This window comes from Jiangella muralis, assembly GCF_001270745.1.
Lineage (GTDB): Bacteria > Actinomycetota > Actinomycetes > Jiangellales > Jiangellaceae > Jiangella > Jiangella muralis.
Map to the genome: position 1 here is coordinate 1 of NZ_LFXL01000035.1, position 25,200 is coordinate 25,200.

The following is a 25,200-nucleotide window of genomic DNA, read 5'->3' on the forward strand; positions in this document are numbered from 1 at the left end:
ACACCGCCGGAGCACACCCACACGCGCCTCGACCCCGGTTGACAAGACCTACAGCCAGCTAGTACGACCGCGCCGCCGCGACGTCGTCCAGGGTCCGGGCCGTCGACCACAGGCTCTCGAACGCGATCTTCAGCGTCGCCGCCAGCGCCTCGTGCTGCACGACCAAGGTCGTCACCGAGCCGTCGCCCTCGGCGGAGTCGGGCATGTTGAACGCCACCGAGCGGCCGTCGACGATGGTCAGCTTGAGCGGCAGCTCGCTGGTGAGCCTGATCTGCTCGCCCAGCGCCGCCCAGGTCCGCACCCGCTCGGTCATGACGGGGTCGTCCAGGATCGACGTCTCGTAGATGGACCGCTGGACGATGCCGGCCGGCACCGCGTCGGTCGACGGCGTCGACGCGCCGAGGTAGGGCGGGTGGACGAACGTCAGCACCTCGTGCCGGGCGTCGGACCACAGCTGTTGCACGCGCTCGACGGCGTGCTCGCGGTCGCGCAGCACGTCGACGTAGTCGAACGGGTCGCCGTGCTCCTGGCCGCGCTGGAACAGCGACCGCAACTGCCCGGCGACGTCCGTCGATGCCTGTGTGAGCCGGTCGAGTTCGCGCCGCCGGACCGCCAGCAGCAGCTCGGTGACGTGGTCGGGCGGCTGCGCGCGGTACCGGACCGCCTGACCGGGGACGTGCTGCACCAGCCCGCGCTCGGCCAGTGTCGCCAGGACGTCGTAGGCGCGCTGCCGCGGGATGGACGCCATGCGCGCGATCTCCGCCGGGGTGGCGTCGCGCCGGCCGATGAGTGCGACGTAGGCCCGCGCCTCGTACCTGGTCAGGCCGAGCTCGACCAGGGCGCCGACGTTCGCGGACGTGTCCATAGGCGCTCACCCTATTGTCACCATTGACAGTGGTGACAAGTTTCGTCTAGTTTCACCGGTTACCGGACACCTTGTGACACTGTGCGTCTCCGCACGTCATCCGTCCGGGAAACGCACGCTCCGTAGGAGGCCGGTGATGCCGACGCCAACGCGTTGTCACCGGCACCGCATCTCCTCCATCCCGTCAGCACGTACGCGTGTACCGCAGACCCGCCGCCACCACACCCCGGGATGGCCGGCGGGTTCGTCGTTGAAGGAGCCCGCATGTTGCGTCGCAGTTTGACCCTTCCGGCGGTGGTGGCTCTCGCCCTGGGACTCACCCAGGGCGCCGGAGCCGCACCCGCGGAACCCCCGTTGCCCGACCAGCTGGAGGCGGTGACCGACGTCTCCATGCAGCAGCAGGAGAAGGGGGTCGCTCTCCGGCTCGGCACCGCCGCCGCGCCGGAGCTGTACATCGTGCAGCTCGAGGCGCCGGCCGTCCCCGCGTACGACGGTGGCGTCGACGACCTCGCGGCCACCGGCCCCGAGGCGCGCGGCGCCGCCCCGCTCGACGCGGACAGCCGGGCCGCCCAGGCCTACGCCGGGCACCTCGAGGAGGCGCAGGCCGAGCTGGTCGCGCGGATCGACGACGAGATCGGCCGCGCGCCCGACGTCGCGTTCACCTACACGTACGCGCTCAACGGCATCGCGGTCGAGCTGACCAAGGACGAGGCGCGGGCGGTCGCGGAACTGCCGGGCGTCACGTCGGTCCAGGTCGACCAGCTGCTGGAGCTGCAGACCGACGTCGGCCCGGAGTGGATCGGCGCGCCGGCGCTGTGGGACGGCTCCGGCACCCCCGACGCCGGCGACACCGGCACGAAGGGCGAGGGCGTCGTCGTCGGCGTCATCGACACCGGCATCAACCCGTCCAACCCGTCCTTCGCCGACGTCGTCGCGACGGCGGACGGCGGCGACGGCCACGACCACACGAACCCGCGCGGCGCCGGCACGTACGTCGGTGTCTGCGACCCGGCGAACCCGGCGTTCATCGCGGACTGGGGCTGCAACGACAAGCTGATCGGCGCGTGGGACTTCACCAGCGTCGACGGCACCAACCCGTACGACTCCGACGGCCACGGCAGCCACACGGCCAGCACGTCGGCCGGCAACCAGGTCTCGGCCACCACGTTCAGCGCCGAGGGCACCGAGCACGAGTTCAGCGCCACCCGCACCATCAAGGGCGTCGCTCCGCACGCGAACGTCATCGCCTACGACGCCTGCAACGCCGACGGCTGCCCCGGATCGGCAACGCTGGCCAGCATCAACCAGGCCATCGCCGACGGCGTCGACGTCGTCAACTACTCCATCGGCAGCCCGTCGGCCTCGCCGGACCCGTGGAGCGACACGGATGCCGTCGCGTTCCTGAACGCCCGCGCGGCCGGCGTCTACGTCGCCACGTCCGCCGGCAACGAGGGCCCCGGCGCGGCCACCACCGGCTCGCCCGGCGACGTGCCGTGGGTGACCGCCGTCGGCGCCGCGCAGCACAACCGCCAGTGGCAGGCCGAGGTGCAGAACCTCACGGCCGACGGCGGCCAGACGCTGCCGGCGATCCGCGGCCAGGGCTTCAGCGCCGCCAGCGAGGCGTTCCCGCTGGTCAACGCCGGTGATCTGGGCAACCCGCTCTGCATGGCGAACGCGTTCCCGGCCGGTACCGACTTCACCGGCGAGATCGTCGTCTGCGACCGCGGCGGGAACGGCCGGGTCGAGAAGGGCCAGGTCGTCGGAGACCTGGGCGCCGAGGGCTTCATCCTCGCCAACGACGCCCCGAGCGGCACGTCGCTGAACGCCGACGCGCACGTGATCCCGGCGGTGCACGTCAGCTTCGACGACGGCGTCGCGCTGAAGGCGTGGATGGCGTCGGTCACCGGCGAGAAGGCATCGCTGTCCGGCGGCCTCGAGGTGATCTCCGATGACCTCGGCGACATCATGGCGTCGTTCTCCAGCCGCGGCCCGAACCGCGCGGTCGAGCTGATCTCGCCGGCCGTCACCGCGCCGGGCGTCGACGTGCTGGCCGCGAACGGCGTCGGCGACGAGGTCTCCTGGGGCTTCATCTCCGGCACCTCGATGGCCAGCCCGCACGTCGCCGGCTCGTACGCGCTGCTCAAGGCGCTGCACCGGGACGACTGGTCGCCGGCCGAGGCGCAGTCCGCGCTGATGACCACGTCCGTCACCGACGTCACCGACGTCGACGGCACGCCCGCCGATTGGTTCGACATGGGCTCCGGCCGGGTCGACCTCAACGTCGCCGCAATGGCCGGGCTGGTCCTGGACGTCACCCCCGCCGAGTACGCGGCCGCCGATCCGTCCGCGGGCGGCGACGTCAAGGCGCTCAACACCGCCAGCATGACCGACCGCCAGTGCCTCCAGACCTGTGAGTGGACGCGGACCGTCACCGGCACCTCGACCGGCGCCGGCACGTGGACCGTCAGCACCGAGTCGGTCACCGACGGCATCACCGTCACCGTGGAACCGTCGACGTTCACCATCGCCGAGGGCCAGGACATCGAGCTGACGATCACGGCTGACGTCACCGGCTCGCCGACCGACGCCTACCAGTTCGGCACCGTCGTCCTGACGCCGGCGGAGGGCTCGGCCGCGCCGGTCGCGCACCTGCCGGTCGCCGCGCTGCCGTCGAACGGCGTCCTGCCCGAGGACATCGACATCGACACCCGCCGCGACGCCGGCTCGCAGGAGTCCGCGCCGATCGAGTCGATCGAGATCGACGACTTCACCGCGACGGTGGGCGGCCTGGTCCCGGTCGAGGAGCAGCAGCTGTCGATCCCCGAGGACGGCACCAACACCGACCCGTACGACGGCAACGGCACGCAGACGATCCTGGTGGACGTGCCGGCGGACACCGCGCGGCTGGTCGCCCAGCTGTCCGACTCCACCGCGCCGGACCTCGACCTGTTCGTCGGCACTGGCGACACCCCGAGCGCGGCGACGATGGTGTGCTCCAGCGCCACCGGCAGCGCCGCCGAGTCCTGCGACGTGGGCAGCCCGGAGGCGGGCACGTGGTGGATCCTGGTGCAGAACTGGGAGGCGTCGGCGCCGGGCGGCACCGACACCGTCACGCTGGGCACCGCGGTCGTGACCGCCGGCGAGGGCAACCTGACGGTCGAAGGGCCGGCGTCGCAGCCGCAGGGCGAGCCGTTCACGATCCGCGCGTTCTACGACGAGCCCGACCTGGACGCCGGCGAGACCTGGTTCGGCGCGGTCGCGCTGGGTTCGTCGCCGGACTCGCCGGGCAACATCGGCGTCATCCCGGTCACCGTCACCCGGCACGCCGACGACGTCACGAAGACGGCGTCCGTCGACACCGCCGGGCCGGGCGACACGGTCAGGTACACGCTGACGGTCGCGCCGAACGTCACGCCGGAGGACCTCGCCTACACGATCACCGACACCCTGCCCGAGGGCACGACGTACGTCGAGGGGTCGGCGACCGAAGGGGCCACCGTCGAGGACGGCGTGCTGACCTGGTCCGGGACGCTGCCGACGCCGGTCGGGGCGGAGGGCGACTACGTCGTCACGACCAGCGCCACCGACGCCCAGTGCGTCAACCCGTTCGCCGGTGACGCGTCGTACACCGACCTGCAGGACTTCGGCATCCTGACGCAGGAAGGGCTCGAGGGCGACAGCATCATCATCAACGCTCTCGCGTCCCGGACGTTCGGCTTCTACGACCGTCCGTACGCCGGCATCGGGATGTCCGACGACGGGTTCCTGATCTACGACTTCCCCAACAACGGCGGCGGCCAGCCGGGCACACCGCAGACCCTTCCGTCGACGGCGCGGCCGAACAACCTGGCCGCGATGCTCTGGCAGGACATGGAGATCGTCTACGACCAGGCCGCCAACCACGGCGTCTCGGTCGCGACGGCCGGCGCCGACCTCGCCGTCGTCGAGTACGACGACCTGCGGCTGGCCGGCGACCCGACCGGTGCGCAGGGCACCTACGACATGGAGGCGTTCCTCTTCACCGGCAGCAACGACCTGGTGTTCGCCTACGACAACCTCACCGGGCCGCTGGCCGGGCCGCTCACCATCGGCACCGAGAACGCCGCCGGCACGTCGGCGACGGCGCTGGTCAACGCGGGCAGCGCGGCCGGCGTCATCGCGAACGGCACCGTCGTCTGCGCGAACTACGCCGGGCCGGACCTCGACCCGGTGGTCATCACCTACGACGTCACCGTCGACGCCGATGTCGCCGACGGCACCGTGCTGACGAACTCGGCTGTGCACGTCACCGACAACCCGGGCGCGCAGGAGGTCACCGTCTCCGACAGCGTGACGGTGTCCCTGCCGGTCGTCACGGTCGCGGCGACGGCGGACGCGGTCGAGCCGGCGACGGACGGCGCGCTGACGTTCACCCGTCCGGCCGGATCGGTGGCCGGTGAGCTGACGGTGAGCTACTCCGTCGAGAACAACCGCTACACCAGGCCGGGCCGCGACTACGAGCCGCTCGACGGCACGGTGACCTTCGCGCCGGGCCAGGCGACGGCGGTCGAGCTGGTCGGCATCATCGACCGGCGCGGACCCGCTCCGAGGGACCGTGCGGTGACGGTGACCATCGAGGACGGCGCCGGCTACCAGGCCGGCGACCCGGACTCGGCCACGGTCGACATCGTCAGCGACGGGCGCTGACGGTCTGATCCGCAGTGACGCCGGCGCGGCGGGCTCCCTCGGGGTCCGCCGCGCCGGCGTTTGCGTTTGTGCCGCGCGTCGTCAGGCCAGGCGGGCGTCCCTGGCCAGGGCGTCACTGAGCTCGCCGACACGGGCCGGGTCGAGGCCGCGGGCGGTGAACCAGCCGCCGACGTTGCGGACGTCGCGGTCGAGGAACTCGCGGCCGTGCGGGTTGCCCACCACGTCCACGATCTGCGGCACGTCGATGACCACCAGCCGGCCGTCCTGCACCAGCAGGTTGTACGCGGACAGGTCGCCGTGCGCGTACCCGGCCAGCGCCAGCACCGTCAGGTTTCCGGCGAGCTGTTCCCACAGGTCGTGCAGCTCGTCCGGGCCGGGCCGGAGCTGGGCCAGCCGCGGCGCCGCGCCCCCGTCGGCGTCGCCGATGAACTCCATCAGCAGTTCGGTGCCGACGATCTGCACCGGGTACGGGACGGCGACGCCGGCCGCCCACAGCGCCGTGAGCGCCGCGAACTCGGCGTGCGCCCACTGCCCGGCGACGGCCTCGCGGCCGAACGCGCTGCCCTTGGCCATGGCCCGGTTGACGCGGGACTCGCGGTCGCGGCGGCCCTCGCGGTAGCCGTCGTCGCGGTGGAACATGCGGTGCTTCGGGTCGCGGTACCGCTTGGCCGCCATCAGCGTGGCTCGTCCCGTGTCGGGGACCGAGCGCTCCAGCAGGAAGACGTCGGCCTCCTTGCCGGTCTTCAGGATGCCCAGCTCGGTGTCGACGGCGCCGAGCTCCGTGACGACCCAGTCCGGGTACGGCCGCGGCCCGCGCTGACCCGCGGTGGAGTCGTCCCAGGTGGTCCACCGATCCCCGTACGGCGGGTCGTCGGTGACCGCTTCCTCGCCGGGCGGGGTGAGCCCGTACTTCGCGGCATACTCCGCGAACACGTTGGGGCCGCGGTCGGCGATGTAGGCGCGGTCCTCACGGGTGCGGGCGCGGCCGCGGGAGCGCATGGGCTGGAACTGATCGTGGTTCGGCACTGCGGTGGTCTCCTGACGAGGAGGTCCCCACCGCGGTGTTCGCTCGGGTCAGGCGGTGGGAACGGCGAAGTGAGGGCCTTCTGGCGCGCAAGCGACAGCGCGCCGCCTCGAGTGGGCAGCCATCGGACACGCCTCCCTTCGCCTCGCCGGGTCAGTGCACCCGGACATCCGTACCGTCCAGCCAACCGTTTCTCCGGCCCCCTGCGCAACCGAATTTCGCGCGGCTCCCCGTCGGCGGCGTCCCCATCCGCGGCAGGACCGGCCTGGCAGCGGTACAGCGGCCGAGCGCGGGTGACGTGCCGCCGCGGCTCGCGAACCGGTCTGTGCCGGCGCATGGCGGGCCGTCTCACCGGTCCCAGCTGGCTGGCAGCACGAGCCCGGTCCGGCGTGGCGACGGCCAGTCGGCCGGCTCGGGCTCCACCGCGCCGACCCTCGGCACCTGCTTCCACCAGCGGACCGGCACCTCGCGCCGAGCGTTGTCGCGGAGCAGGGCGGCAAAGCGGGCCGCCAACTCGGCGCGATCGTGCCAGGCCAGGTCCCAACCGAACCGGACCACGTCGAGTCCCAGCTGCCGCAGCCGCCACTCACGTTCGCCCTGCAGCGCCACGATCCGCGACGCGTCAGACCGGTCGTCATACTTCAGAGCGCCGTCGGCCTCGAACACGGCGCCGTGGAAGGGCCACAGCCCGTCGACCCGGTACTCGGGGCCATCGGCGCCTACCCACGCGTTGCATACCGGCAGTGGCAGGTCGTACTGCAGGCAGGTGAACCTGCCGAGCGTCTCCAGCGGCGACTCCGCCCACGCGTCGGCGTATCGCGCCACCCACCTTGCTCGTCGCACGCCGGGCCAGTGCTCCATGTGCTCGATCGCTCCGGGCAGATCGGCGCCCACGGCCGCGGCCGCGTCCGCGGCGACGAGCGCGGGCAGGATCGGCCCAGTACGGGCGAGGTCGGCCACCGCCCACGCCCGGCTCACGACCTGCACACCGGCGACGCGACGGGCATGGCGCAGCGGGAGTGCAACGGCGCGCAGGTCGCCGAAGGGCGTGTTCCGCACCGAGTGGCCTGCGTCGACAGGGCGGACAGCGCTGTGGCGCGAGGGCGGCCGTCCGATGGCTGGCAGCCGCCACGTGGCCGCGGCCGACCACCCGGACAGGAAGGAGGACGGACCGCAGTAGCCCGCGAACGCACGCGCGCCGAGCCGGAACTCGTCCCACTCGTCCACCGCAACTGAGGTCGTCGCGGCGAAACAGCCGGGCATCAGCAAGGTCAGCAGGCCGGCCGTGCAGAGCCGGTGGAGCCGCCGCGGATCGATCCCCGCGGCCCGCGCGACGGCGACCGTCACCACACCATGCTCACGCGCAATGAGCTCGGCGATGTCGTCGGGAAGTCGGCACGGTCGTCCAGGCATTCGCCCAGCCTCGTCATCGATACGTCCGCACGACAGGGCATGGGGCCGATTTGTGGACGATCACCGAGATTCGGCTGCCCTGTGGATATCGGCAGACCTCACCCGGCCGAGGTACACCTCACTCGCGTGGAGACCGCATGACGAGCCGTTCCCGGGCCCAACCGGTCTTCAGACGAGTGAGGTGTGCCGGGCGCGGGTGAAGTCGGCCGGGTCAGGAGTCGGAGCCGGACGAGAGGCGGTCCCGCAGCGCGGCGCCCTTCGCCGTCGCCGCCTCCTCCAGCGCCACCCGGAAGTCGTCCAGGCGGGCGCGCACCACCGGGTCGGCCGCGCCGAGGATGCGGGCGGCCAGCAGGCCGGCGTTGCGGGCGCCGCCCACCGAGACGGTCGCCACCGGCACGCCGGCCGGCATCTGGACGATCGACAGCAGGGAGTCCATGCCGTCCAGGTACTTCAGCGGCACCGGAACGCCCACCACCGGCAGCGACGTCACCGACGCGAGCATGCCGGGCAGGTGGGCGGCCCCGCCGGCGCCGGCGATCAAGACCCGCAGCCCGCGGCCGGCCGCGTCCGAACCGTAGGCGAGCATTGCCTGCGGCATGCGGTGCGCCGACACGACGCCCACCTCGTGCGGCACGGCCAGCTCGTCCAGCGCCTCGGCGGCGGCGGACATCACCGGCCAGTCCGAGTCGGAGCCCATGACGATGCCGACCAGCGGCGCACCGGAACCGCGCGCCGTCACCAGACCGGAAACCTCACTCATCGATGATCCCTCGGATGTAGTCGGCGGCGTGCCAGGCCCGTTCCCGCAGCGACTCGAGGCCGGCGCCGTACGCCGTGACGTGGCCGACCTTCCGGCCCGGCCGCACGCCCTTGCCGTACCAGTGCACCTTCAGTTCCGGGTCGCGCGCCATGATGTGGCGGTACGTCGAGTACACCTCGGGGAGGTCGCCGCCGAGCAGGTTGACCATGACGGTGTACGGCGCCCGCGCGGCCGGCGAGCCGAGCGGGAGGTCGAGGACGGCCCGCAGGTGGTTCTCGAACTGGCTGGTGACGGCGCCGTCGATGGTCCAATGCCCGGAGTTGTGCGGCCGCATCGCCAGCTCGTTGACCAGCAGCCGGCCGTCCGTCGTCTCGAACAGCTCGACCGCCAGCACCCCCACCACGTCCAGCGCCGACGCCACAGTCAGCGCGAGCCGCTGCGCCTCCACCGCGAGCGACGGGGACAGCCCCGGCGCCGGCGCGACCACCTCGACGCAGATGCCGTCGCGCTGCACCGACTCGACGACGGGGTACGCGACGGCCTGGCCGTGCGGCGAGCGGGCGACGACGGCGGACAGCTCGCGCGCGAAGTCGACCCGCTCCTCCGCCAGCACCGGGACGCCGGCCCGGAACGGCTCCTCGACGATCTCGGCCGGCGTCGACGGCGTGACCAGCCAGACGCCCTTGCCGTCGTACCCGCCGCGCGTCGTCTTCAGCACGACGTCGCCGCCGGCGGACGCGGCGAACGGTGCCACCTCGGCCGGCGACGCCACGATCGCCCACCGCGGGCACGGCACGCCCAGCGCCGTCAGCCGCGACCGCATGACGCCCTTGTCCTGAGCGTGCAGCAGCGCCGCCGACCCGGGCCGCACCAGCACGCCATCGGCCTCCAGCGCTTTCAGCCACGCGGGCGGCACCTGCTCGTGGTCGAACGTCAGGACGTCGCACCCGGCGGCGAACGCGCGGAGGTCGGCCAGCGCCTTCTCGTCGCCGATGACGGGGTCGTTGACCACCTGCGCCGCCGACTCGTCCGGCGCCGCTGCCAGCACCTTCAGGCGGACGCCGAGGGCCACCGCCGCCGGCTGGGTCATCCGGGCCAGCTGGCCCCCGCCGACCATGCCCACCACGGGCCACGTCGCATCATCACCCACGGGCCACGAGCGTACGGCACCCGTCGTCCCGGCCGCCCCGGCCTCGCGCTGAGACGAACGATCACGATCTGACCTGCGCAAACCCGACGGGATATCCCTATCCGGGCGTTGTGCCTTACCCTGGGCGCGTGCTGGATACCGCGCCGCCGAAGCGCCGCGCCCCGCGACTGCCGGGCGCGGTGTCGCGACTCTGGTACGGACTTCACCACCTCGTCCGCGAGGCGGCCAAGTTCGCCACCGTCGGCGGTGTCGGCTTCGTCGTCGACCTCGCGATCTTCAACGCGCTGCTCTTCTGGGGCGCGGACGGCATCGGGCCGCTGCACGACTCCCCGCTCTGGGCCAAGACCATCGCCGTCGTCGGCGCCACGTCCGTCACGTACACCGGGAACCGGCTGTGGACGTTCCGGCACCGCGCCCGCACCGGGCTGGCCCGCGAGTACACGCTGTTCTTCGTGCTCAACGGCATCGGCCTGGGCATCGCGCTGGCCTGCCTCGGGTTCTCGCGCTACGTGCTGGGGCTGTCCGGCCCGCTGGCCGACAACATCGCCGCCAACGTGGTCGGGCTGCTGCTCGGCACGCTGTTCCGGTTCTGGTCGTATCGCACCTGGGTCTTCCCGGCGCACCGGGTTCAGGAGCAGGTCACCTAGTCAGCGGACGGCCGGGCCGGCCCGCAGCACCTGGGAGTCCAGCTTGCGCCCGACCAGCCGCTCGGCCAGCCCGGCCACCTCGATCAGGGCCGGCAGGTCGACCCCGGTGTCGATGCCCATGTCCTCGAGCAGGTACACCAGTTCCTCGGTGGCGATGTTCCCGGACGCGCCGGGGGCGTAGGGGCAGCCGCCCAGGCCGCCGACCGAGGCGTCGAAATCGGTGACGCCCAGTTGCAGCGCCGCGTAGACGTTGGCCAGGCCGGTGCCGCGGGTGTTGTGGAAGTGCAGGCCCAGCGGCAGCGACGGGTGCGCGGCCCGGGTCTCCTCCACCAGCCGGGTCACCCGCGGGGGCGTCGCCATACCGGTGGTGTCGCCGTAGGCCAGGGAGTCCACCCCGGCCAGAATCCCGGACGAGACCACGGAGAGCACCCGCGAGACGGGCACATCGCCCTCGTACGGGCAGCCCCACGCGGTCGACACGATCAGCTGCAGCGTCCCACCCGCGGCGTGCACCAGCTCGGACAGGGCCGGCAGGTCGGCCAAGGACTCGGCCGTCGTCCGGTTGATGTTGCGCCGGTTGTGCGTGTCGGACGCCGACACGACGACCTCGAGCTCGGTGAACCCGGCGGCCAGCGCCCGCTCGGCGCCGCGCACGTTCGGGACGAGCGCCGAGTACCGGATGTCGGGCGAACGGCGGACCCGCGACCACACCTCGTCGGCGTCGGCCATCTGCGGGATCGCCTTCGGGTGGACGAACGACACCGCCTCGATGCGCCGCAGGCCGGTGCGCCCGAGCGCGTCGATCAGTTCGACCTTCGCGTCGGCCGGGACCGGGTCCTCGTTCTGCAGGCCGTCGCGCGGGCCGACCTCGCGGACACTCACGCTGGAGGGGAACGTCATGTCACTCACCTGGCCAATCCGGACGTCGCTTCTCATTGAACGCCGCGACGCCCTCCGTTCTATCCCGGCTGAACGCGGTGGCCCGCCAGGCGGCGTCCTCGATGTCGAGCCCGGCCGCGAGCGGCGCGTCGAAACCCTGCCGCATGGCCCGCTTGGCGTTGCGCACCCCGACGGGGGAATGGGCGGCGATCGACGACCCCAGCGACAGCGCCTCGGCCCGGGCCGAGCCGGCCGGCACCAGGCGGTCCACCAGCCCCAGGCGGTGAGCCTCGGCGGCGTCGAGCCGGCGCGCGGTGAAGATGAGGTCAGCGGCGCGGCTCCAGCCCAGCCGCCGGGTCAGCAGCTGGGTGCCGCCGCCGCCCGGGATGACGCCGACGGACACCTCGGGCAGCCCGAGGACGGCGGACTCGTCGGCCACGATCAGGTCGCACGACAGCGCCAGCTCCAGCCCGCCGCCCAGCGCGTACCCGTGCACGCCGGCAACGACCGGCACCGGCAGCTCCAGCAGCTCGGTGAACATCGCCCGGAACACCAGCCGCTGCGCCCGCAGGCCGTCGTCGTCGATGGAGTTGCGCTCCTTGAGGTCGGCGCCGACGCAGAACGCCTTGGGCGCCGACGACGTCAGGACGACGGCGCGGACGGCGGGGTCGGCGGCCACCTCGCGGACGGTCGCGATGAGCTGCCGCGCGTGGTCGGTGGAGATGGCGTTGTGCGCCTCGGGCCGGTCGAGGACCAGCTCCGTGACACCCGGGACGTCATCGTGCCGGTTGATCGTCACACTGCCCATGCCGAGACCCTACCGGCCCGCGACTGCGGCTCAGTCGCCCAGCCGGGACCGCAGGGCCGCCAGTTCCTTGGCCGCCTCGGAGAGGTCCTTCGCGGTGTCGATGGCCCGCCAGTAGGTCTCGATCGGGTACCCGGCCAGCAGCCGCTGCTTGGCCAGCGACGGGAACGTGGTGCGCTCGTGGTCGCCGACGTCGGGCAGGAGGTCGAGGATGCGCGGCGAGAACACGTACACCCCGCCATTGATGGGGTACGGCGACGGCGGCGACTCGACGAAGTCGGTGACGCGGCCCAGCTCGTCCAGCTCGACGACGCCCCACGGCAGGCGTGGGCGGGCGAGCGCGATGGTGGCGACGGCCTGCCGCTCGAGGTGGTACGCCGTCATGGCGCGGAGGTCGAACCGGGTCCAGATGTCGCCGTTGAGCGCGTACCAGCCGTCATCGGGCGCGGGCAGCTCCTTGCCGGCGTACTTCAGCCCGCCGCCGCGGCCCAGCGGTTCCTCCTCGACGACCGTGCGCACGCGCACCGGCAGCTCGCGGGAGTCGAGGTGCGCCAGCAGCACCTCACTCAGGTGCCCCGCCGACACGACGACGTCGGTGACGCCGGCCTCGGCCAGCCAGTCCAGCTGGTGGTCGATGATGCACCGGCCCGCGATCTCGATCATCACCTTCGGGACGGTGTCGGTGTACGGCTTGAGCCGCGATCCCTGCCCGCCGGCGAGGATCACCGCCTGCCGCACGGTCGCTCCGGTCGTCATGCGCCGGACCCTACCCGGCCGGGCGCGCGTCCAGCACGCCGCGCAGCAGCTCCGGGTAGCGCGGGTCCGGCAGCGTCAGTTCCAGCGCCTCGGCCAGCGTGAACCAGCGCACGTCGTCGTGCTCCTCGGGCGCCCGGTTGGCCGGCGTGCCGGTCCAGCTCAGCAGCTGGACGAAGGTGATGTCCTCGTCGCGCTCGACCCAGCGGGCCAGCTCGCGGTGCGCCGTCCCCGCGTCGATGCCGAGCTCCTCGCCGCACTCGCGCCGCGCGCACTCGGCGGCCGTCTCGCCGTCCTCCAGGTGGCCGCCCGGGAAGTCCCAGACGTCGGGGTACCACGAGCGGTCGGCCCGGCGGTGGCACAGGAGCACGCGCCCGCCGGAGACCAGCACCGCGACAGCGACCTGGTGCTCGATCACGCGGGCGTCCGCGGGTCGCGGCGCGGGGTGACGGTGAACGCGTTGACGACGCCGAGCCCGCGCACCGTCGTCGGCGGGAGGGCGCGCAGCGCGAAGGCCGGCACCGCCGCCAGCTCCTTCGCCGTCGCGTCGTCGACGAGGACGGTGTTGCGCTCGGCCAGCGCGGTCAGCCGGGCGGCGAGGTTCGTCGGGGTGCCGAAGACGTCGCCGAGCCGGGCCACCACGGGACCGGTCGCGATGCCGACCCGGATGTCGGGGAGGTCGGCGTTCTCGCCGATTTCCTCGACCAGCCGGCAGCCGATCTCCGCCGCCGTCTCCGGGTCGTCGGCGGTGAACACGACCTCGTCGCCGAGGGTCTTGATGACCCGTCCGCCGGTGCCGAAGATGACGTCGTTGGTGGTGGCCTCGAACTGCTCGACCAGCTGGCCCAGCTCGTCGACGCTGAGCCCGCGGGACAGCCGGGTGAAGGACACGAGGTCGGCGAACCCGACGGAGGCGGGCGCGGCCAGCAGCGGCGCCTCGCCGATGCGCCCGATCGCGACCAGCCGGTTCACCGACGCGGCCAGCTTGCGCCGCCACGCGTAGATGAGCAGCCGCTCGAACTCGGGCAGCAGCTTCTGCGCCACCAGGTACGCCGACGTCAGCCGGCTGCCGGTGCCGCGGCCGGCGGCCTCGTTGTCCTCGATGATCTCGGCCAGCGTCTCGACGTGCCATTCGGCGAGGCGGCCGGTCATCCGGCCCAGCGCGCGCACCATCTGCACCGCGGTGGCCTCGTCGACGACGCCGTCCTCGATCAGCTCGGTGACGCCGCGCAGCGCCTCCATGTCCCAGACGGTGAACGCCTGCTCCTCGCCGACGTCCGGGAACCCCAGCGCCCGCCAGTACCGCGTCACCTCCTCGACGGTGAGCCCGGCGCCCTCGGCGATCTGTTCCCGCGTGTAGCGGCGGGACGCGCCGAGCAGCAGCCGTTCGAGCTCGTCGGTGGTGGGCTTCCGCGGCGGTTCGGGCGGCAGCGTCACGTGCGTTCGTCCAGGTCGTGCGCCTCACGCACGAGTTCGCTGAGCCGCAGCTGCACCTGGTGCACCCGCGGGACGTCGTGCAGCCGCACCTGGCCCTGCTCGCTGGCGGCCGAGACCACCAGCGTGCCGCAGCGCAGCATCCGGTCGGTGAGCTGCATCTCGTACGCGACGTCATTGATGACGGTGTGCGGGATGTCGCGGCCGGTACGGGTGATGATGCCCTGCCGGGTGATCAGCCGCTCGCTGGTGATGGTGTACGTCGTGGTCAGCCAGGTGAGGAACGGCCAGATGACCCACGCGCCCAGCGCTACGACGGCCACGATGACGATGGCCCAGCGGCCCACCGTCCCGATCAGCTCGTCGTCGGGCAGCGCGCCCAGGCCGAAGCCCACGCCCGCGGCCAGGATCAGCAGCACGAGTACCGGCACGATCAGCGCCTTCACGTGCGTGTGCAGGTGATAGATGACCTGCTCGTCGTCGCTGAGGTGCTTGTCGGAAAACCCCATGGCGTGCATCCTGGCACGTCGGGCCCGCCGGGGAGAACTGGCACTCTCACCGCGGACGGAGATGGACGACGTCGCCGGCGCCGACGGCGACCGGGTCGCCGCCGGTGAACGGCGTGATCAGCAGCCGGCCGGCGTCGTCGACGGCGGTGGCCCGGCCCTCGACGGTGTCGCCGCCGGGCAGTTCGGCCCGGACCTCGCGGCCGAGCGTGTCGCAGCGGGCGGCGTAGGCCTCGGCCAGCCCGGACGCGGACGGGTCGCCCCCGGCGGCGCGCCAGGTCTCGTACCGCGCGGCCAGCCCGGTCGCGACCGCGTCGAGGACGGCGTCGGTCCCCGCGCCGTACGGTGCCAGCGACGCGCCGCCGGGCGGCAGCTGGTCCGGCGTCTGCGCGACGTTCAGCCCGATGCCGACGACGGCGGCCGCACCGGACGGCGTCTCGACCCGTTCGACGAGGATGCCGGACAGCTTGCCGCCGTCGAGCAGCACGTCGTTCGGCCACTTGAGGACGGCGGCCGCGTCGGCCACCGCGTCGACCGCGTCGACCACCACGACGCCGGCCAGCAGCGGCAGCCACGACCACCGGATGACCGGCACGCCGTCCGGCCGGAGCAGGAACGACATGGCCAGCGACGTGCCGGGCGGGGCCTCCCAGCGGCGGTCCAGCCGGCCGCGGCCCGCGCTCTGGTGCTCGGCGACGACGGTGTAGCCCTCAGCGGCGCCGGACCGGGCCGCGGCGGCGACGTCGGCGTTCGTCGACCCCGTGCTGGCGACCCGGTGGACGTCCCACATCAGCCGGTGTTCTGCAGGCCGGCGGCGACGCCGTTGACGCTGATCTGCAGCAGCCGCCGGGTGGCGGCCTCCTCCGCGGAGCCGGCCTCGACGTCGTCGCGCCGGAGCGCTCGCAACGCCCGGACCTGCAGGTACGACAGCGCGTCGACGTACGGGTTGCGCAGCGCGACGGCGCGGCCCAGGACGTGGCGGTCCTCGAGCAGCCGGCTGTGCCCGGTGACGTCGAGCACCCAGCGGGTGGTCAGCGCGTGCTCGGCGAGGATGCGGTCGGTCAGCTCCGGCCGGTCGCCGAGCGCGAGGTAGCGCGCGGCGATGCGGCGGTCGGACTTGGCCAGCGACATCTCCGCGTTCTCCATCATGACCGTGAACAGCGGCCACTCCTCGTACGCGCGGCGCAGCACGTCGAGGTCGCCGACGGCGGCCAGGCCGGAGCCGAGGCCGTACCAGCCGGGCAGCGTGACGCGGGTCTGCGACCACGAGAACACCCACGGGATGGCGCGGAGGTCGTCCAGCGACGACACCGTCAGCCCACGCCGGGCCGGCCGCGAGCCGATGGGCAGCGAGCCGACCTCTTCGAGCGGGGTGACCCGGGCGAACCACTCGGGGAAGCCGTCGGTGCGGACCAGCGCGTGGTACGCCTCGCGGGCCGCGGTGTCGAGCACCGACGCGACCGAGGAGAACTCGACGGAGGCCGCGCGGGCCCGCTCCTCGACCGCCGGCGTGGACGCCAGCAGGACGGCGGACGCGACCTGCTCGATGTGGCGGCGCGCGATGGCGGGATCGCCGTACCGGGCGAAGATGACCTCGCCCTGCTCCGTCAGCTTGAACCGGCCGTCGACCGAGCCCGGCGCCTGCGCCAGGACGGCCCGGTTGGCCGGCCCGCCGCCCCGCCCCAGCGCCCCGCCGCGGCCGTGGAACATCGTCAGCGTCAGCTCGTGCTCGTGCGCCCACGCGGTGAGCCGGTCCTGTGCGTCGTACAGCGCCAGCGTGGCCGACACCGGCCCGACGTCCTTCGCGGAGTCGGAGTAGCCGAGCATGATCTCCAGGCGCCGGCCGGTCTCGGCCAGCCGGGCCCGCACCTCGGGCAGCACAAGCACGCCGTCGAGGATGTCGACGCAGGCCGCGAGGTCGGCGCCGGTCTCGAACAGCGGCACGACGTCGAGCGCCACCGGGCGGCCGTCGAGGGCGTGCCGGGCCAGCTCGAACACGGCGGCGACGTCGTCTGAGGACTGGGTGAACGAGACCACGTAGCGGCGACAGGCGTCGGGGCCGAACCGGGCCTGGATCTGCGCCATGACCCGGATGGTGGCCAGCACCTCCTCGGTGCGGTCGGACAGCACGCCGCCGGCCCGGATCTCCTCCAGCGCCGCCCGGTGCACGGCGCTGTGCTGGCGGACCTCCATCTCGGCCAGGTGGAACCCGAACGACTCGACCTGCCAGATGAGGCCCTGCAGCTCGCCGTAGGCCTGCCGCGCCGCGCCGGCCTCGGCCAGGCTGGCCTGGACGGCGCGCAACTCGCCCAGCAGCTCGCCCGCCGACGCGTAGGCGAGGTCGGCGTCGCGGCGGCGGGTGGCGGCGATGCGGGCGGCCGCGTAGAGGACGGCGATGCGGTGCGGTTCGTTCGGCGAGCGCGACGCCAGCTCGGTGTAGAGGTCGGGCTGCGCGGCCTGCGCGTCGGCCAGGATGCGGCGCAGCTCGGTGGCGGCCGGCGTGCTGCCGGCGTCGAGCGTCAGCCCGCGGCCGACCCGGGTGCACGCGCCCTCGAGCGCGATGAGCACGTGGTCGGACTGGATGGCCATGGCCTGACGGGTGACGGCGCTGGTGACGTGCGGGTTGCCGTCGCGGTCGCCGCCGATCCAGGAGCCGAGCCGGACGAACGCCGGCACCTGCGGCGCGGAGACCGTCTCGGCGCCGCCGGCCAGCGCCATCTCGGCCCGCCGGTACACCTGCGGCACGACGTGGAACAGCACGTTGTCGAAGGCGGACATCGCGGTGCGGACCTCGTCGAGCGGGCCGGGACGGTCGACCCGCAACGGGGCCGTGCGCCACAACACGTCGATCTGCTCGAGCAGGTTCCGCTGCGTCTCGGCGTCCTCGGACGCGCCCAGCCTGGGGTCGTCGCGGCGTTCGAGCAGGTGCGCGATGCGCCGGATGGAGGTGACGATGGCGCGGCGGCGGGCCTCCGTCGGGTGCGCCGTGAGCACCGGACGGAACTCCAGGCCGTCGAGCAGGTGCTTGGCCTTGTCGTGCCCGGCGAGGCGGGCGACGTCCTCGACCGCCTTCGCGACGGTGCCGGCCAGCGGGTGGTCGGCGCGGTCGCCGGCCCGCAGCGAGCGGACCCGGTGGTACTCCTCGGCGGCGTTGACCAGGTGGAAGTAGACGGTGAAGGCGCGGGCGACCTCGTCGGCGCGGGCGAGCGACCACGACGCGACCAGGTGCTCGGCCTGCGAGGCGGCGTCGTCGGCGACCGTCTGGTCCTCGTGGTGCGAGGCGATGGTCAGCTCGCGCAGCCGCTCGACGTCGGCCAGCAGGGCGTCGCCGCCGTACTCACGCAGCACCTGGCCCAGCGCGTCGCCGAGTTGCCGGACGTCGGCACGCAGCCGTTCGGGCATCTCGAAGCGCGCGGCTTCGCGGGATCCGGTGGCAGTGGAGGCCATGCGCCCAGCGTAGACACGCGGCATGGAACGCCGTGGCCGTGCCCCACAGAGCGAGACACCTGTGCTCTACCCTGCTAGGGCTCCACCTCACCACGGAGGCACGACATGACGACGCACGACGGCCCGGACATCCACACGACCGCGGGCAAGCTGGCCGACCTGCGCCGGCGGATGGACGACGCCGTGCACGCCGGCTCCGAGCGGGCGGTCGAGAAGCAGCACGCGCGCGGCAAGGGGACGGCCCGCGAGCGCATCGCGATGCTGCTCGACGACGGCTCGTTCGTCGAGTTCGACGGGCTGGCCCGGCATCGCTCCACCGCGTTCGGCATGGACGGCAACCGGCCCTACGGCGACGGCGTCGTCACCGGCTTCGGCACCGTCGACGGCCGCCAGGTCGCGGTGTTCGCGCAGGACTTCACCGTCTTCGGCGGCAGCCTCGGCCAGGTGTTCGGCGAGAAGATCGTCAAGGTCATGGACTTCGCGCTGAAGACCGGCTGCCCGATGATCGGCATCAACGACTCCGGCGGCGCGCGCATCCAGGAGGGCGTCGTCTCGCTCGGCCTCTACGGCGAGATCTTCCGCCGCAACGTGCACGCGTCCGGCGTCATCCCGCAGATCTCGCTGATCATGGGCCCGTGCGCCGGCGGCGCCGTCTACTCGCCGGCCATCACCGACTTCACCGTCATGGTCGACCAGACGTCGCACATGTTCATCACCGGCCCCGACGTCATCAAGACCGTCACCGGCGAGGACGTCGGCTTCGAGGAGCTCGGCGGCGCCCGCGCGCACAACACTCGCAGCGGCAACGCCCACTACATGGCCGGCGACGAGTCCGACGCCGTCGACTACGTCAAGGCGCTGCTCTCATACCTGCCGCAGAACAACCTCGACCCCGCGCCGTCGTTCGCCGGTGTCGAGGCGTCGCTGGAGGTGAGCGAGTCGGACCTCGCGCTCGACACGCTGGTCCCGGACAGCGCGAACCAGCCCTACGACATGCACGCCGTCATCGAGGCCGTGCTCGACGACGCCGACTTCCTCGAGGTGCAGCCGCTGTTCGCCGGCAACATCATCGTCGGCTTCGGCCGGGTCGAGGGCCAGTCCGTCGGCGTCGTCGCGAACCAGCCGCTGCAGTTCGCCGGCACCCTCGACATCGACGCGTCGGAGAAGGCCGCGCGGTTCGTCCGCACCTGCGACGCGTTCAACATCCCGGTGCTCACCTTCGTCGACGTGCCCGGCTTCCTGCCCGGCACCGACCAGGAGTGGAACGGCATCATCCGCCGCGGCGCCAAACTGATCTTCGCCTACGCCGAGGCGACCGTCCCGCTGGTCACCATCATCACCCGCAAGGCCTACGGCGGCGCCTACGACGTCATGGGCTCCAAGCACCTCGGCGCCGACGTCAACCTCGCCTGGCCGACCGCGCAGATCGCCGTCATGGGCGCGCAGGGCGCCGTCAACATCCTCTACCGCCGCGAGCTCGCCGACGCCGGCGACCCGGCCGAGCGCCGCGCCGAGCTGGTCACCGAGTACGAGGACACCCTCGCCAACCCCTACGTCGCCGCCGAACGCGGCTACGTCGACGCCGTCATCGAGCCGTCGCGCACCCGGGGCGCGGTGACGCAGGCGCTGCGGGCGCTGCGCACCAAGCGCGAGACGCTGCCGCCGAAGAAGCACGGCAACATCCCGCTCTGAGCGCAGCCGTTAGAGTGACGGACGTGAGCGATACGCCGAGCTTCCGAGTCGTCCGCGGGACACCCACGGACGAAGAGCTGGCCGCGCTCACCGTCGTGCTGACGGCGAAGGCGGCGGGCGGGCAGGCGCCGGCCGAGCCGCCGCGGTCGGCGTGGGCGTCGTACTGGGCCCGGCGCCGGGCGCCGCTGACGCCGGGCGACGGCGCGTGGCGGGCCAGCGCGCTGCCGCGCTGACCCCAGGGTGTGTCTCCCGGGTCCGTAGATCTGCCCGTCGTCCGTCCTTTTCGCGGGAAGGATCGCCCGGATAAGGTCGGCTGCGTGACGACTTCGCAGCCGCGCTCCGTCGACGACATCGCTGACGCCTACGTCGACGAGTACGCCGCCCTCGACCCGTACACCGCCACCTACGCCGGCCTGAGCGGCTACGACGCCCAGAGCACGGACCTGTCGCCGGACGGGTTCGCGCAGCGCCGGGCGCTCGTGCAGCGGACCCTCGCCGCGCTCGAGACGGCCACCGCGGCCGACGAGCGCGAGCGGGTCGCGGGCGAGGCGATGCGCGAGCGGCTGTCGCTCGATCTCGAGCTGGACGACGCCGGGCTGAACCGCAACCTCAACGTCATCGAGAGCCCCATGCACTGGGCCCGCGAGAACTTCGACCTGATGCCCACCGACACCGACGAGCAGTGGGCGAACATCGCCGCCCGCATGCGCGCCGTCCCTGTGGCACTGGAGCAGTACCGGCGGACGATGGACGCCGACCTCGCGGCGGGCCTGCCGCCGGCCCGCCGTCAGGTGCTCGCCGTCGCCGAGCAGGCCGGGCGGGTCGCGAACACGTTCTTCACCGGGCTGGCCGGCGGCGGTCCCGAGTCGCTGCGCACCGACCTCGACGCGGCCGCCGCGGCCGCGTCCGAGGCGTTCCGCTCGTTCGGCGGCTACCTCGGCGAGACGGTCGCCCCGGCGGCGCGCGAGCGCGACGCCGTCGGCCGCGACGTCTACGCCGTCGCCTCCCGCTACTTCCTCGGCGCCACCGTCGACCTCGACGAGACCTACGAGTGGGGCATCGCCGAGCTGGCCCGCCTCGAGACCGAGCTGGCCGAGGTCGCGCAGGACATCGTCCCCGGCGGCACCGTCGACGACGCCGTCGCGGCCCTCGACGCCGACCCGGCCCGCCGCATCGTCGGCACCGACGGCCTGCAGGAGTGGATGCAGAAACTGTCCGACCGCACGGTCGAGGCGATGAGCGGCGTGCACTTCGACATCCCCGAGCCGATCCGCCGGCTGGAGTGCCGCATCGCCCCCACCAAGGAGGGCGGCATCTACTACACCGGCCCCAGCGACGACTTCAGCCGGCCGGGCCGCATGTGGTGGTCCGTCCCCGAGGGCGTCGAGGAGTTCTCCACCTGGCGCGAGACCACGACGGTGTTCCACGAGGGCGTGCCCGGCCACCACCTGCAGGTCGCGCAGGTCATGTACCGGCGCGAGGTGCTCAACCGCTGGCAGCGGCTGCTGTGCTGGGTGTCCGGCCACGGCGAGGGCTGGGCGCTGTACGCCGAGCGGCTGATGGCCGACCTCGGCTTCCTCGACGACCCCGGCGACCGCCTCGGCATGCTCGACAGCCAGACCTTCCGCGCCGCCCGCGTCGTCGTCGACATCGGCTTCCACCTGGGCAAGGAGGTCCCGGCGTTGCTGGTGGCGGCCGACGGGCTGCCGGCCGGGGTGTGGACGCCGGAGTCGGCGTACGCGTTCCTGCGCGCCCACTGCCGCATGCCCGACGAGTTCCTCCGCTTCGAGCTGGACCGCTACCTCGGCTGGCCGGGCCAGGCGCCGTCGTACAAGATCGGCGAGCGCATCTGGCTCGCCGCCCGCGACGACGCCCGGCGGCGCCAGGGCGACGCGTTCGACCTGCGCGAGTTCCACCGCGCCGCACTCGACCTCGGCTCCATCGGCCTCGACCCGCTGCGCGAAGCGCTGGCCCGGCTCTGACCACCGCCCCGCTGCTCGACCCGGCGAGTTACCCCGGTGTGCCGGTCACGACCTCCTGCCTCGTGACCGGCGCCGCGGTGCTCCCGCTGCCCGACGTGCGCCTGGACGGACGGCGACCGCTGCTCGCCGTCGGCTCCAACGCCTCACCGAGCCAGCTCCGGCACAAGTTCGCCGCGTCCGGCCGGGACTTCGCCGTCCCGGTCTTCTCGACCCGGGTGGACGGCCTGGCCGTGGGTCATTCGGCGCACGTCAGCCGGGCCGGGTACATCCCGTACGCGCCGTACGCGGCCGCCGGGCAGACCCTGCGTACGGCGATGCTGCTCTGGCTGGACGACGCTCAGCTGGCCCGCATGGACGAGACCGAGCCGAACTACGACCGGGTGCCGCTGGCGTCGGCGGACTACCGGCTCACGCTGGAGTCGGGCCCGGAGGTGGCCGAGTACTTCGTCTACCGCAGCGTCCACGGCGTGATCGTGGACCTGCCGGCCACCACCCAGGCCGACGCCTTCGCGCAGCTCGCGCGGCGGCCGGACTTCCCCGCCGACCCGCTGCCGGTGCTCGCCGGGAGCGCGCTGCGCCGGGCCGCCGTCACCGCTGCCCTGGCCGCCCACGCCACCCCATCCGGCCTGAAAGTCGGAGAAATCTTCCCGAACCGGGAATAGCCAGGTCACACCGGGTCGTTGAGCACGCTGACATGGTGAACATCTGGGGTCTCACTCAGCGCCTGCACGTCGATCTGCGACGTCAGGCCAGCTCTGCCTGTCCGGCCTAGCACCCGCTGCATCCGCGCGCGCCCGGGCGGGGCCCTGTCCCCCGCCGGCGCCGCCGCCTGCCCGCGCGCGGCCCTCGCCTCACCCCGTCCCCTCCTCCGTTCCGGAAGGTTTCCGCATGTCCGAAACCGCGACCGCCGGCGCACCCGCCTCTCGCCGGCTGCGTCTGCCCTCGTTCTCCGTCCAGGTCCTCCTCGGCCTGGCCCTGGGCGTCATCCTCGGGTTGGTGGCCCGCGAGCTGGGCCCGGCCGCCGATGGCAACCCCAACTGGCTGACCAGCACCCTCGACACCGTCGGCGGGCTGTTCGTCGACCTGCTGCGGGCCGCCGTCATCCCGCTGATCTTCACCGCGATCGTCGCGAGCATCGCGAACCTGCGCAACGTCACCAACGCGGCCCGGCTGGCCGGGCAGACGCTGCTGTGGTTCGCGCTCACCGCGTTGATCGCGGTCGGCATCGGCATCGCGCTCGGCCTGATCCTGCAGCCGGGCGAGCACACGTCCGTCACCCAGGACCAGGCGGCCGAGCCGGGCCGCACCGGCGACTGGTGGGCGTTCCTCACCAGCCTGGTGCCGACCAACTTCCTCGCCCTGACGGCGAACACGTCGATCGACCCCGAGAGCGGCGCCGCGGCGACCAGCCTGAGCTTCAACGTGCTGCAGTTCGTGGTCGTCTCGGCGGCCATCGGCATCGCCGCGCTGAAGCTGGGCGAGAAGGCCGAGCCGTTCCTGGCGTTCAACCGGGCGGCGCTGTCGATCGTGCAGAAAGTGCTCTGGTGGATCATCCGGCTGGCCCCGATCGGCACCATCGGCCTGCTCGGGTACGCCGTCGCCGACTACGGCTGGGACGCCATCGGCTCGCTCGGCCGGTTCACCGTGGCGATCTACGTCGGCCTGGCGCTGGTGCTGTTCGTGGTCTACCCGATCCTGCTGCGGGCGCACGGCCTGAACCCGGTCAAGTTCTTCTCCGGCGCCTGGCCAGCCATCCAGCTGGGCTTCGTGTCCCGCTCGTCGATCGGCACGCTGCCGGTGACGGAGCAGGTCACCGAGCGCAACCTCGGCGTCTCGCGGTCGTACGCGTCGTTCGCGGTGCCGTTCGGCTCGACCACGAAGATGGACGGCTGCGCCGCGATCTACCCGGCCATCGCCGCGATCTTCGTGGCGCAGTTCTTCGGCCTCGACCTGTCGATCTCGGACTACCTGCTGATCGTGCTGGTCTCCGTCGTCGGCTCGGCCGCGACCGCCGGCACGACCGGCGCCACCGTCATGCTCACGCTGACGCTGTCGACGCTGGGGCTGCCGCTGGCCGGCGTGGGCCTGCTGCTCGCCGTCGACCCGATCCTCGACATGGGCCGGACGGCGGTCAACGTCGCCGGGCAGGCGCTGGTCCCGACCATCGTCGCCAAGCGCGAGGGCCTGCTGGACCTGGAGATCTACAACTCCGACCGGCGCGGCGACGTGTTCGCCGACGGCGGCGAGGAGCGGCCGGCCGAGCTGGCGACGGCCTGAGCGATAAACCGAGACAGGGTGGCGTACTACGGGTTAATCTCTCCGTGACCATGATCACCCGATGATCGTCGGCGGTCGAACCTGTTTCAGGCATCGACCGCCGATGATCATTTTCGGTAACGTGAGGTCCGTGGTGCGCCTGCTGCTCGCTTCCCAGTCCCCCGCCCGGCTGGCGACCCTGCGCTCCGCCGGCATCGAACCGGTGGTCCAGGTCTCCGGTGTCGACGAGGACGCCGTGCTGGCCGACGCCCGCGCCCGCGGCCCCGTCCCCCCGCACGACGTGCCGATGCTGCTCGGTCGCGCCAAGGCCGAACGGGTCGCCGGCAAGACGTTCGCCGGCATGGTCGTGCTCGGCTGCGACTCCGTCCTCGAGATCGACGGCGAGATCCACGGCAAGCCCGACGGCCCCGTCGACGCCGTCCGCCGCTGGCAGCGCATGCGCGGCCGGTCCGGTGTGCTGCACACCGGCCACTGGCTGATCGACCTGCGCGAGCCCGACGACGGCGGCACCGGCCGATCCATCGGCGACACCGCCAGCACCACGGTGCACTTCGCCGACCTCTCCGACGCCGAGATCCGCGCCTACGTCGCCACCGGCGAGCCGCTGCGGGTGGCCGGCGCGTTCACCATCGACGGCCTCGGCGGCCCGTTCGTCACCGCCATCGACGGTGACCACCACGCCGTCGTCGGGCTGTCGCTGCCGCTGCTGCGGGTGCTCCTCGGCCGGCTCGGCATCTCGATCACCGAACTGTGGCGCACCGACCCCGACCACGAGCCGGTCCGCCGCCGCGCCCGGAGGGCCGCCACCCGCGAGGGCTAGTGACGTCTCACGTCACGTCCTGGTCCCCCGTCGCGCGAATCGCCTGATCCGGGCCGGAAA

Annotated in this window: 21 protein-coding genes; 8 read left to right on the plus strand and 13 right to left on the minus strand. The window is 73.0% G+C overall.

The window, feature by feature from the left end:
• Positions 1-58: 58 nt before the first annotated feature.
• The gene (locus ACW62_RS25665; RefSeq protein WP_053206967.1) at positions 59-865 is read right to left on the minus strand and encodes a TrmB family transcriptional regulator; all 807 of its coding nucleotides are present in this window, start codon (positions 863-865) and stop codon (positions 59-61) included.
• 264 nt (positions 866-1,129) lie between these two features.
• On the opposite strand from ACW62_RS25665, the gene ACW62_RS25670 reads away from it, so the two are divergent.
• Complete coding sequence (locus ACW62_RS25670) at positions 1,130-5,551, plus strand: S8 family serine peptidase (protein ID WP_169792124.1); 4,422 nt, start codon at positions 1,130-1,132, stop codon at positions 5,549-5,551.
• 81 nt (positions 5,552-5,632) lie between these two features.
• On the opposite strand, the gene ACW62_RS25675 is transcribed toward ACW62_RS25670, so the two are convergent.
• The 4 genes from ACW62_RS25675 to ACW62_RS25690 form a co-directional block, all read right to left on the minus strand.
• Positions 5,633-6,577, minus strand: a complete 945-nt coding sequence (locus ACW62_RS25675; protein WP_053206969.1) for a serine protein kinase RIO — start codon at positions 6,575-6,577, stop codon at positions 5,633-5,635.
• 346 nt (positions 6,578-6,923) lie between these two features.
• Positions 6,924-7,988: a type IV toxin-antitoxin system AbiEi family antitoxin domain-containing protein gene (locus tag ACW62_RS25680; RefSeq protein ID WP_157574978.1), complete on the minus strand. Its 1,065-nt coding sequence runs from the start codon at positions 7,986-7,988 to the stop codon at positions 6,924-6,926.
• A 211-nt stretch (positions 7,989-8,199) separates the two neighbouring features.
• The gene (gene purE, locus ACW62_RS25685; RefSeq protein ID WP_053206971.1) at positions 8,200-8,727 is read right to left on the minus strand and encodes a 5-(carboxyamino)imidazole ribonucleotide mutase; all 528 of its coding nucleotides are present in this window, start codon (positions 8,725-8,727) and stop codon (positions 8,200-8,202) included.
• Positions 8,728-8,740: 13 nt separating this feature from the next.
• Positions 8,741-9,865, minus strand: coding sequence for a 5-(carboxyamino)imidazole ribonucleotide synthase (locus tag ACW62_RS25690; protein ID WP_053207042.1), 1,125 nt, complete (start codon positions 9,863-9,865; stop codon positions 8,741-8,743).
• A 161-nt stretch (positions 9,866-10,026) separates the two neighbouring features.
• On the opposite strand from ACW62_RS25690, the gene ACW62_RS25695 reads away from it, so the two are divergent.
• Positions 10,027-10,545 (plus strand): GtrA family protein, encoded by a 519-nt coding sequence (locus tag ACW62_RS25695; protein ID WP_205629599.1) that lies wholly within the window; start codon positions 10,027-10,029, stop codon positions 10,543-10,545.
• Here the strand turns inward: ACW62_RS25695 and ACW62_RS25700 are convergent, their stop codons facing one another.
• From ACW62_RS25700 to ACW62_RS25735, 8 genes are read right to left on the minus strand one after another with little or no spacing between them, the layout of a single operon-like run.
• Entirely contained in the window at positions 10,546-11,445 is a 900-nt protein-coding gene (locus ACW62_RS25700; protein WP_053206972.1) for a hydroxymethylglutaryl-CoA lyase, read from the minus strand. It abuts the gene before it with no gap.
• A 1-nt stretch (position 11,446) separates the two neighbouring features.
• On the minus strand, positions 11,447-12,232 hold the full coding sequence (locus tag ACW62_RS25705; protein ID WP_053206973.1) for an enoyl-CoA hydratase/isomerase family protein: 786 nt from the start codon (positions 12,230-12,232) through the stop codon (positions 11,447-11,449).
• A 30-nt stretch (positions 12,233-12,262) separates the two neighbouring features.
• Positions 12,263-12,985 (minus strand): nucleotidyltransferase family protein, encoded by a 723-nt coding sequence (locus ACW62_RS25710; protein ID WP_053206974.1) that lies wholly within the window; start codon positions 12,983-12,985, stop codon positions 12,263-12,265.
• Positions 12,986-12,995: 10 nt separating this feature from the next.
• On the minus strand, positions 12,996-13,400 hold the full coding sequence (locus tag ACW62_RS25715; RefSeq protein WP_053206975.1) for an NUDIX domain-containing protein: 405 nt from the start codon (positions 13,398-13,400) through the stop codon (positions 12,996-12,998).
• Complete coding sequence (locus ACW62_RS25720) at positions 13,397-14,419, minus strand: adenylate/guanylate cyclase domain-containing protein (RefSeq protein ID WP_053206976.1); 1,023 nt, start codon at positions 14,417-14,419, stop codon at positions 13,397-13,399. The genes ACW62_RS25715 and ACW62_RS25720 overlap by 4 nt, the downstream gene beginning before the upstream one ends.
• A complete protein-coding gene (locus tag ACW62_RS25725; protein ID WP_157574979.1) occupies positions 14,416-14,925 on the minus strand; it encodes a PH domain-containing protein in 510 nt (169 codons plus the stop codon). Before ACW62_RS25725 ends, ACW62_RS25720 begins: the two co-directional genes overlap by 4 nt.
• Before the next feature lie 46 nt (positions 14,926-14,971).
• The gene (locus ACW62_RS25730) at positions 14,972-15,712 is read right to left on the minus strand and encodes a biotin--[acetyl-CoA-carboxylase] ligase (protein ID WP_053206978.1); all 741 of its coding nucleotides are present in this window, start codon (positions 15,710-15,712) and stop codon (positions 14,972-14,974) included.
• Positions 15,712-18,369 (minus strand): phosphoenolpyruvate carboxylase, encoded by a 2,658-nt coding sequence (locus tag ACW62_RS25735; protein WP_053206979.1) that lies wholly within the window; start codon positions 18,367-18,369, stop codon positions 15,712-15,714. The genes ACW62_RS25730 and ACW62_RS25735 overlap by 1 nt, the downstream gene beginning before the upstream one ends.
• Before the next feature lie 105 nt (positions 18,370-18,474).
• Between ACW62_RS25735 and ACW62_RS25740 the strand changes: the two genes are divergently transcribed.
• The 6 genes from ACW62_RS25740 (at position 18,475) to ACW62_RS25765 (ending at position 25,140) form a co-directional block, all read left to right on the plus strand.
• On the plus strand, positions 18,475-20,061 hold the full coding sequence (locus ACW62_RS25740) for an acyl-CoA carboxylase subunit beta (protein WP_053206980.1): 1,587 nt from the start codon (positions 18,475-18,477) through the stop codon (positions 20,059-20,061).
• A gap of 23 nt (positions 20,062-20,084) precedes the next feature.
• A complete protein-coding gene (locus tag ACW62_RS25745; RefSeq protein WP_053207044.1) occupies positions 20,085-20,294 on the plus strand; it encodes an acyl-CoA carboxylase subunit epsilon in 210 nt (69 codons plus the stop codon).
• A gap of 84 nt (positions 20,295-20,378) precedes the next feature.
• A complete protein-coding gene (locus ACW62_RS25750) occupies positions 20,379-22,043 on the plus strand; it encodes a DUF885 domain-containing protein (RefSeq protein ID WP_053206981.1) in 1,665 nt (554 codons plus the stop codon).
• 38 nt (positions 22,044-22,081) lie between these two features.
• Positions 22,082-22,705, plus strand: coding sequence for a hypothetical protein (locus ACW62_RS25755; RefSeq protein ID WP_053206982.1), 624 nt, complete (start codon positions 22,082-22,084; stop codon positions 22,703-22,705).
• A gap of 226 nt (positions 22,706-22,931) precedes the next feature.
• Positions 22,932-24,320, plus strand: a complete 1,389-nt coding sequence (locus ACW62_RS25760; protein ID WP_053206983.1) for a dicarboxylate/amino acid:cation symporter — start codon at positions 22,932-22,934, stop codon at positions 24,318-24,320.
• A 130-nt stretch (positions 24,321-24,450) separates the two neighbouring features.
• On the plus strand, positions 24,451-25,140 hold the full coding sequence (locus ACW62_RS25765) for a Maf family protein (RefSeq protein WP_240477421.1): 690 nt from the start codon (positions 24,451-24,453) through the stop codon (positions 25,138-25,140).
• The last annotated feature ends 60 nt before the right edge of the window (positions 25,141-25,200 follow it).

Excerpts from the sequence above, each read along its gene's own strand:
- ACW62_RS25735 (WP_053206979.1), bottom strand. The coding sequence starts at position 18,369 with ATGGCCTCCACTGCCACCGGATCCCGCGAAGCCGCGCGCTTCGAGATG.
- ACW62_RS25665 (WP_053206967.1), bottom strand. The coding sequence starts at position 865 with ATGGACACGTCCGCGAACGTCGGCGCCCTGGTCGAGCTCGGCCTGACC.
- ACW62_RS25730 (WP_053206978.1), bottom strand. The coding sequence starts at position 15,712 with ATGTGGGACGTCCACCGGGTCGCCAGCACGGGGTCGACGAACGCCGAC.
- ACW62_RS25740 (WP_053206980.1), top strand. The coding sequence starts at position 18,475 with ATGACGACGCACGACGGCCCGGACATCCACACGACCGCGGGCAAGCTG.
- ACW62_RS25710 (WP_053206974.1), bottom strand. The coding sequence starts at position 12,985 with ATGACGACCGGAGCGACCGTGCGGCAGGCGGTGATCCTCGCCGGCGGG.
- ACW62_RS25760 (WP_053206983.1), top strand. The coding sequence starts at position 22,932 with ATGTCCGAAACCGCGACCGCCGGCGCACCCGCCTCTCGCCGGCTGCGT.
- ACW62_RS25690 (WP_053207042.1), bottom strand. The coding sequence starts at position 9,865 with ATGGTCGGCGGGGGCCAGCTGGCCCGGATGACCCAGCCGGCGGCGGTG.
- ACW62_RS25725 (WP_157574979.1), bottom strand. The coding sequence starts at position 14,925 with ATGGGGTTTTCCGACAAGCACCTCAGCGACGACGAGCAGGTCATCTAT.
- ACW62_RS25700 (WP_053206972.1), bottom strand. The coding sequence starts at position 11,445 with ATGACGTTCCCCTCCAGCGTGAGTGTCCGCGAGGTCGGCCCGCGCGAC.
- ACW62_RS25670 (WP_169792124.1), top strand. The coding sequence starts at position 1,130 with ATGTTGCGTCGCAGTTTGACCCTTCCGGCGGTGGTGGCTCTCGCCCTG.
- ACW62_RS25680 (WP_157574978.1), bottom strand. The coding sequence starts at position 7,988 with ATGCCTGGACGACCGTGCCGACTTCCCGACGACATCGCCGAGCTCATT.
- ACW62_RS25705 (WP_053206973.1), bottom strand. The coding sequence starts at position 12,232 with ATGGGCAGTGTGACGATCAACCGGCACGATGACGTCCCGGGTGTCACG.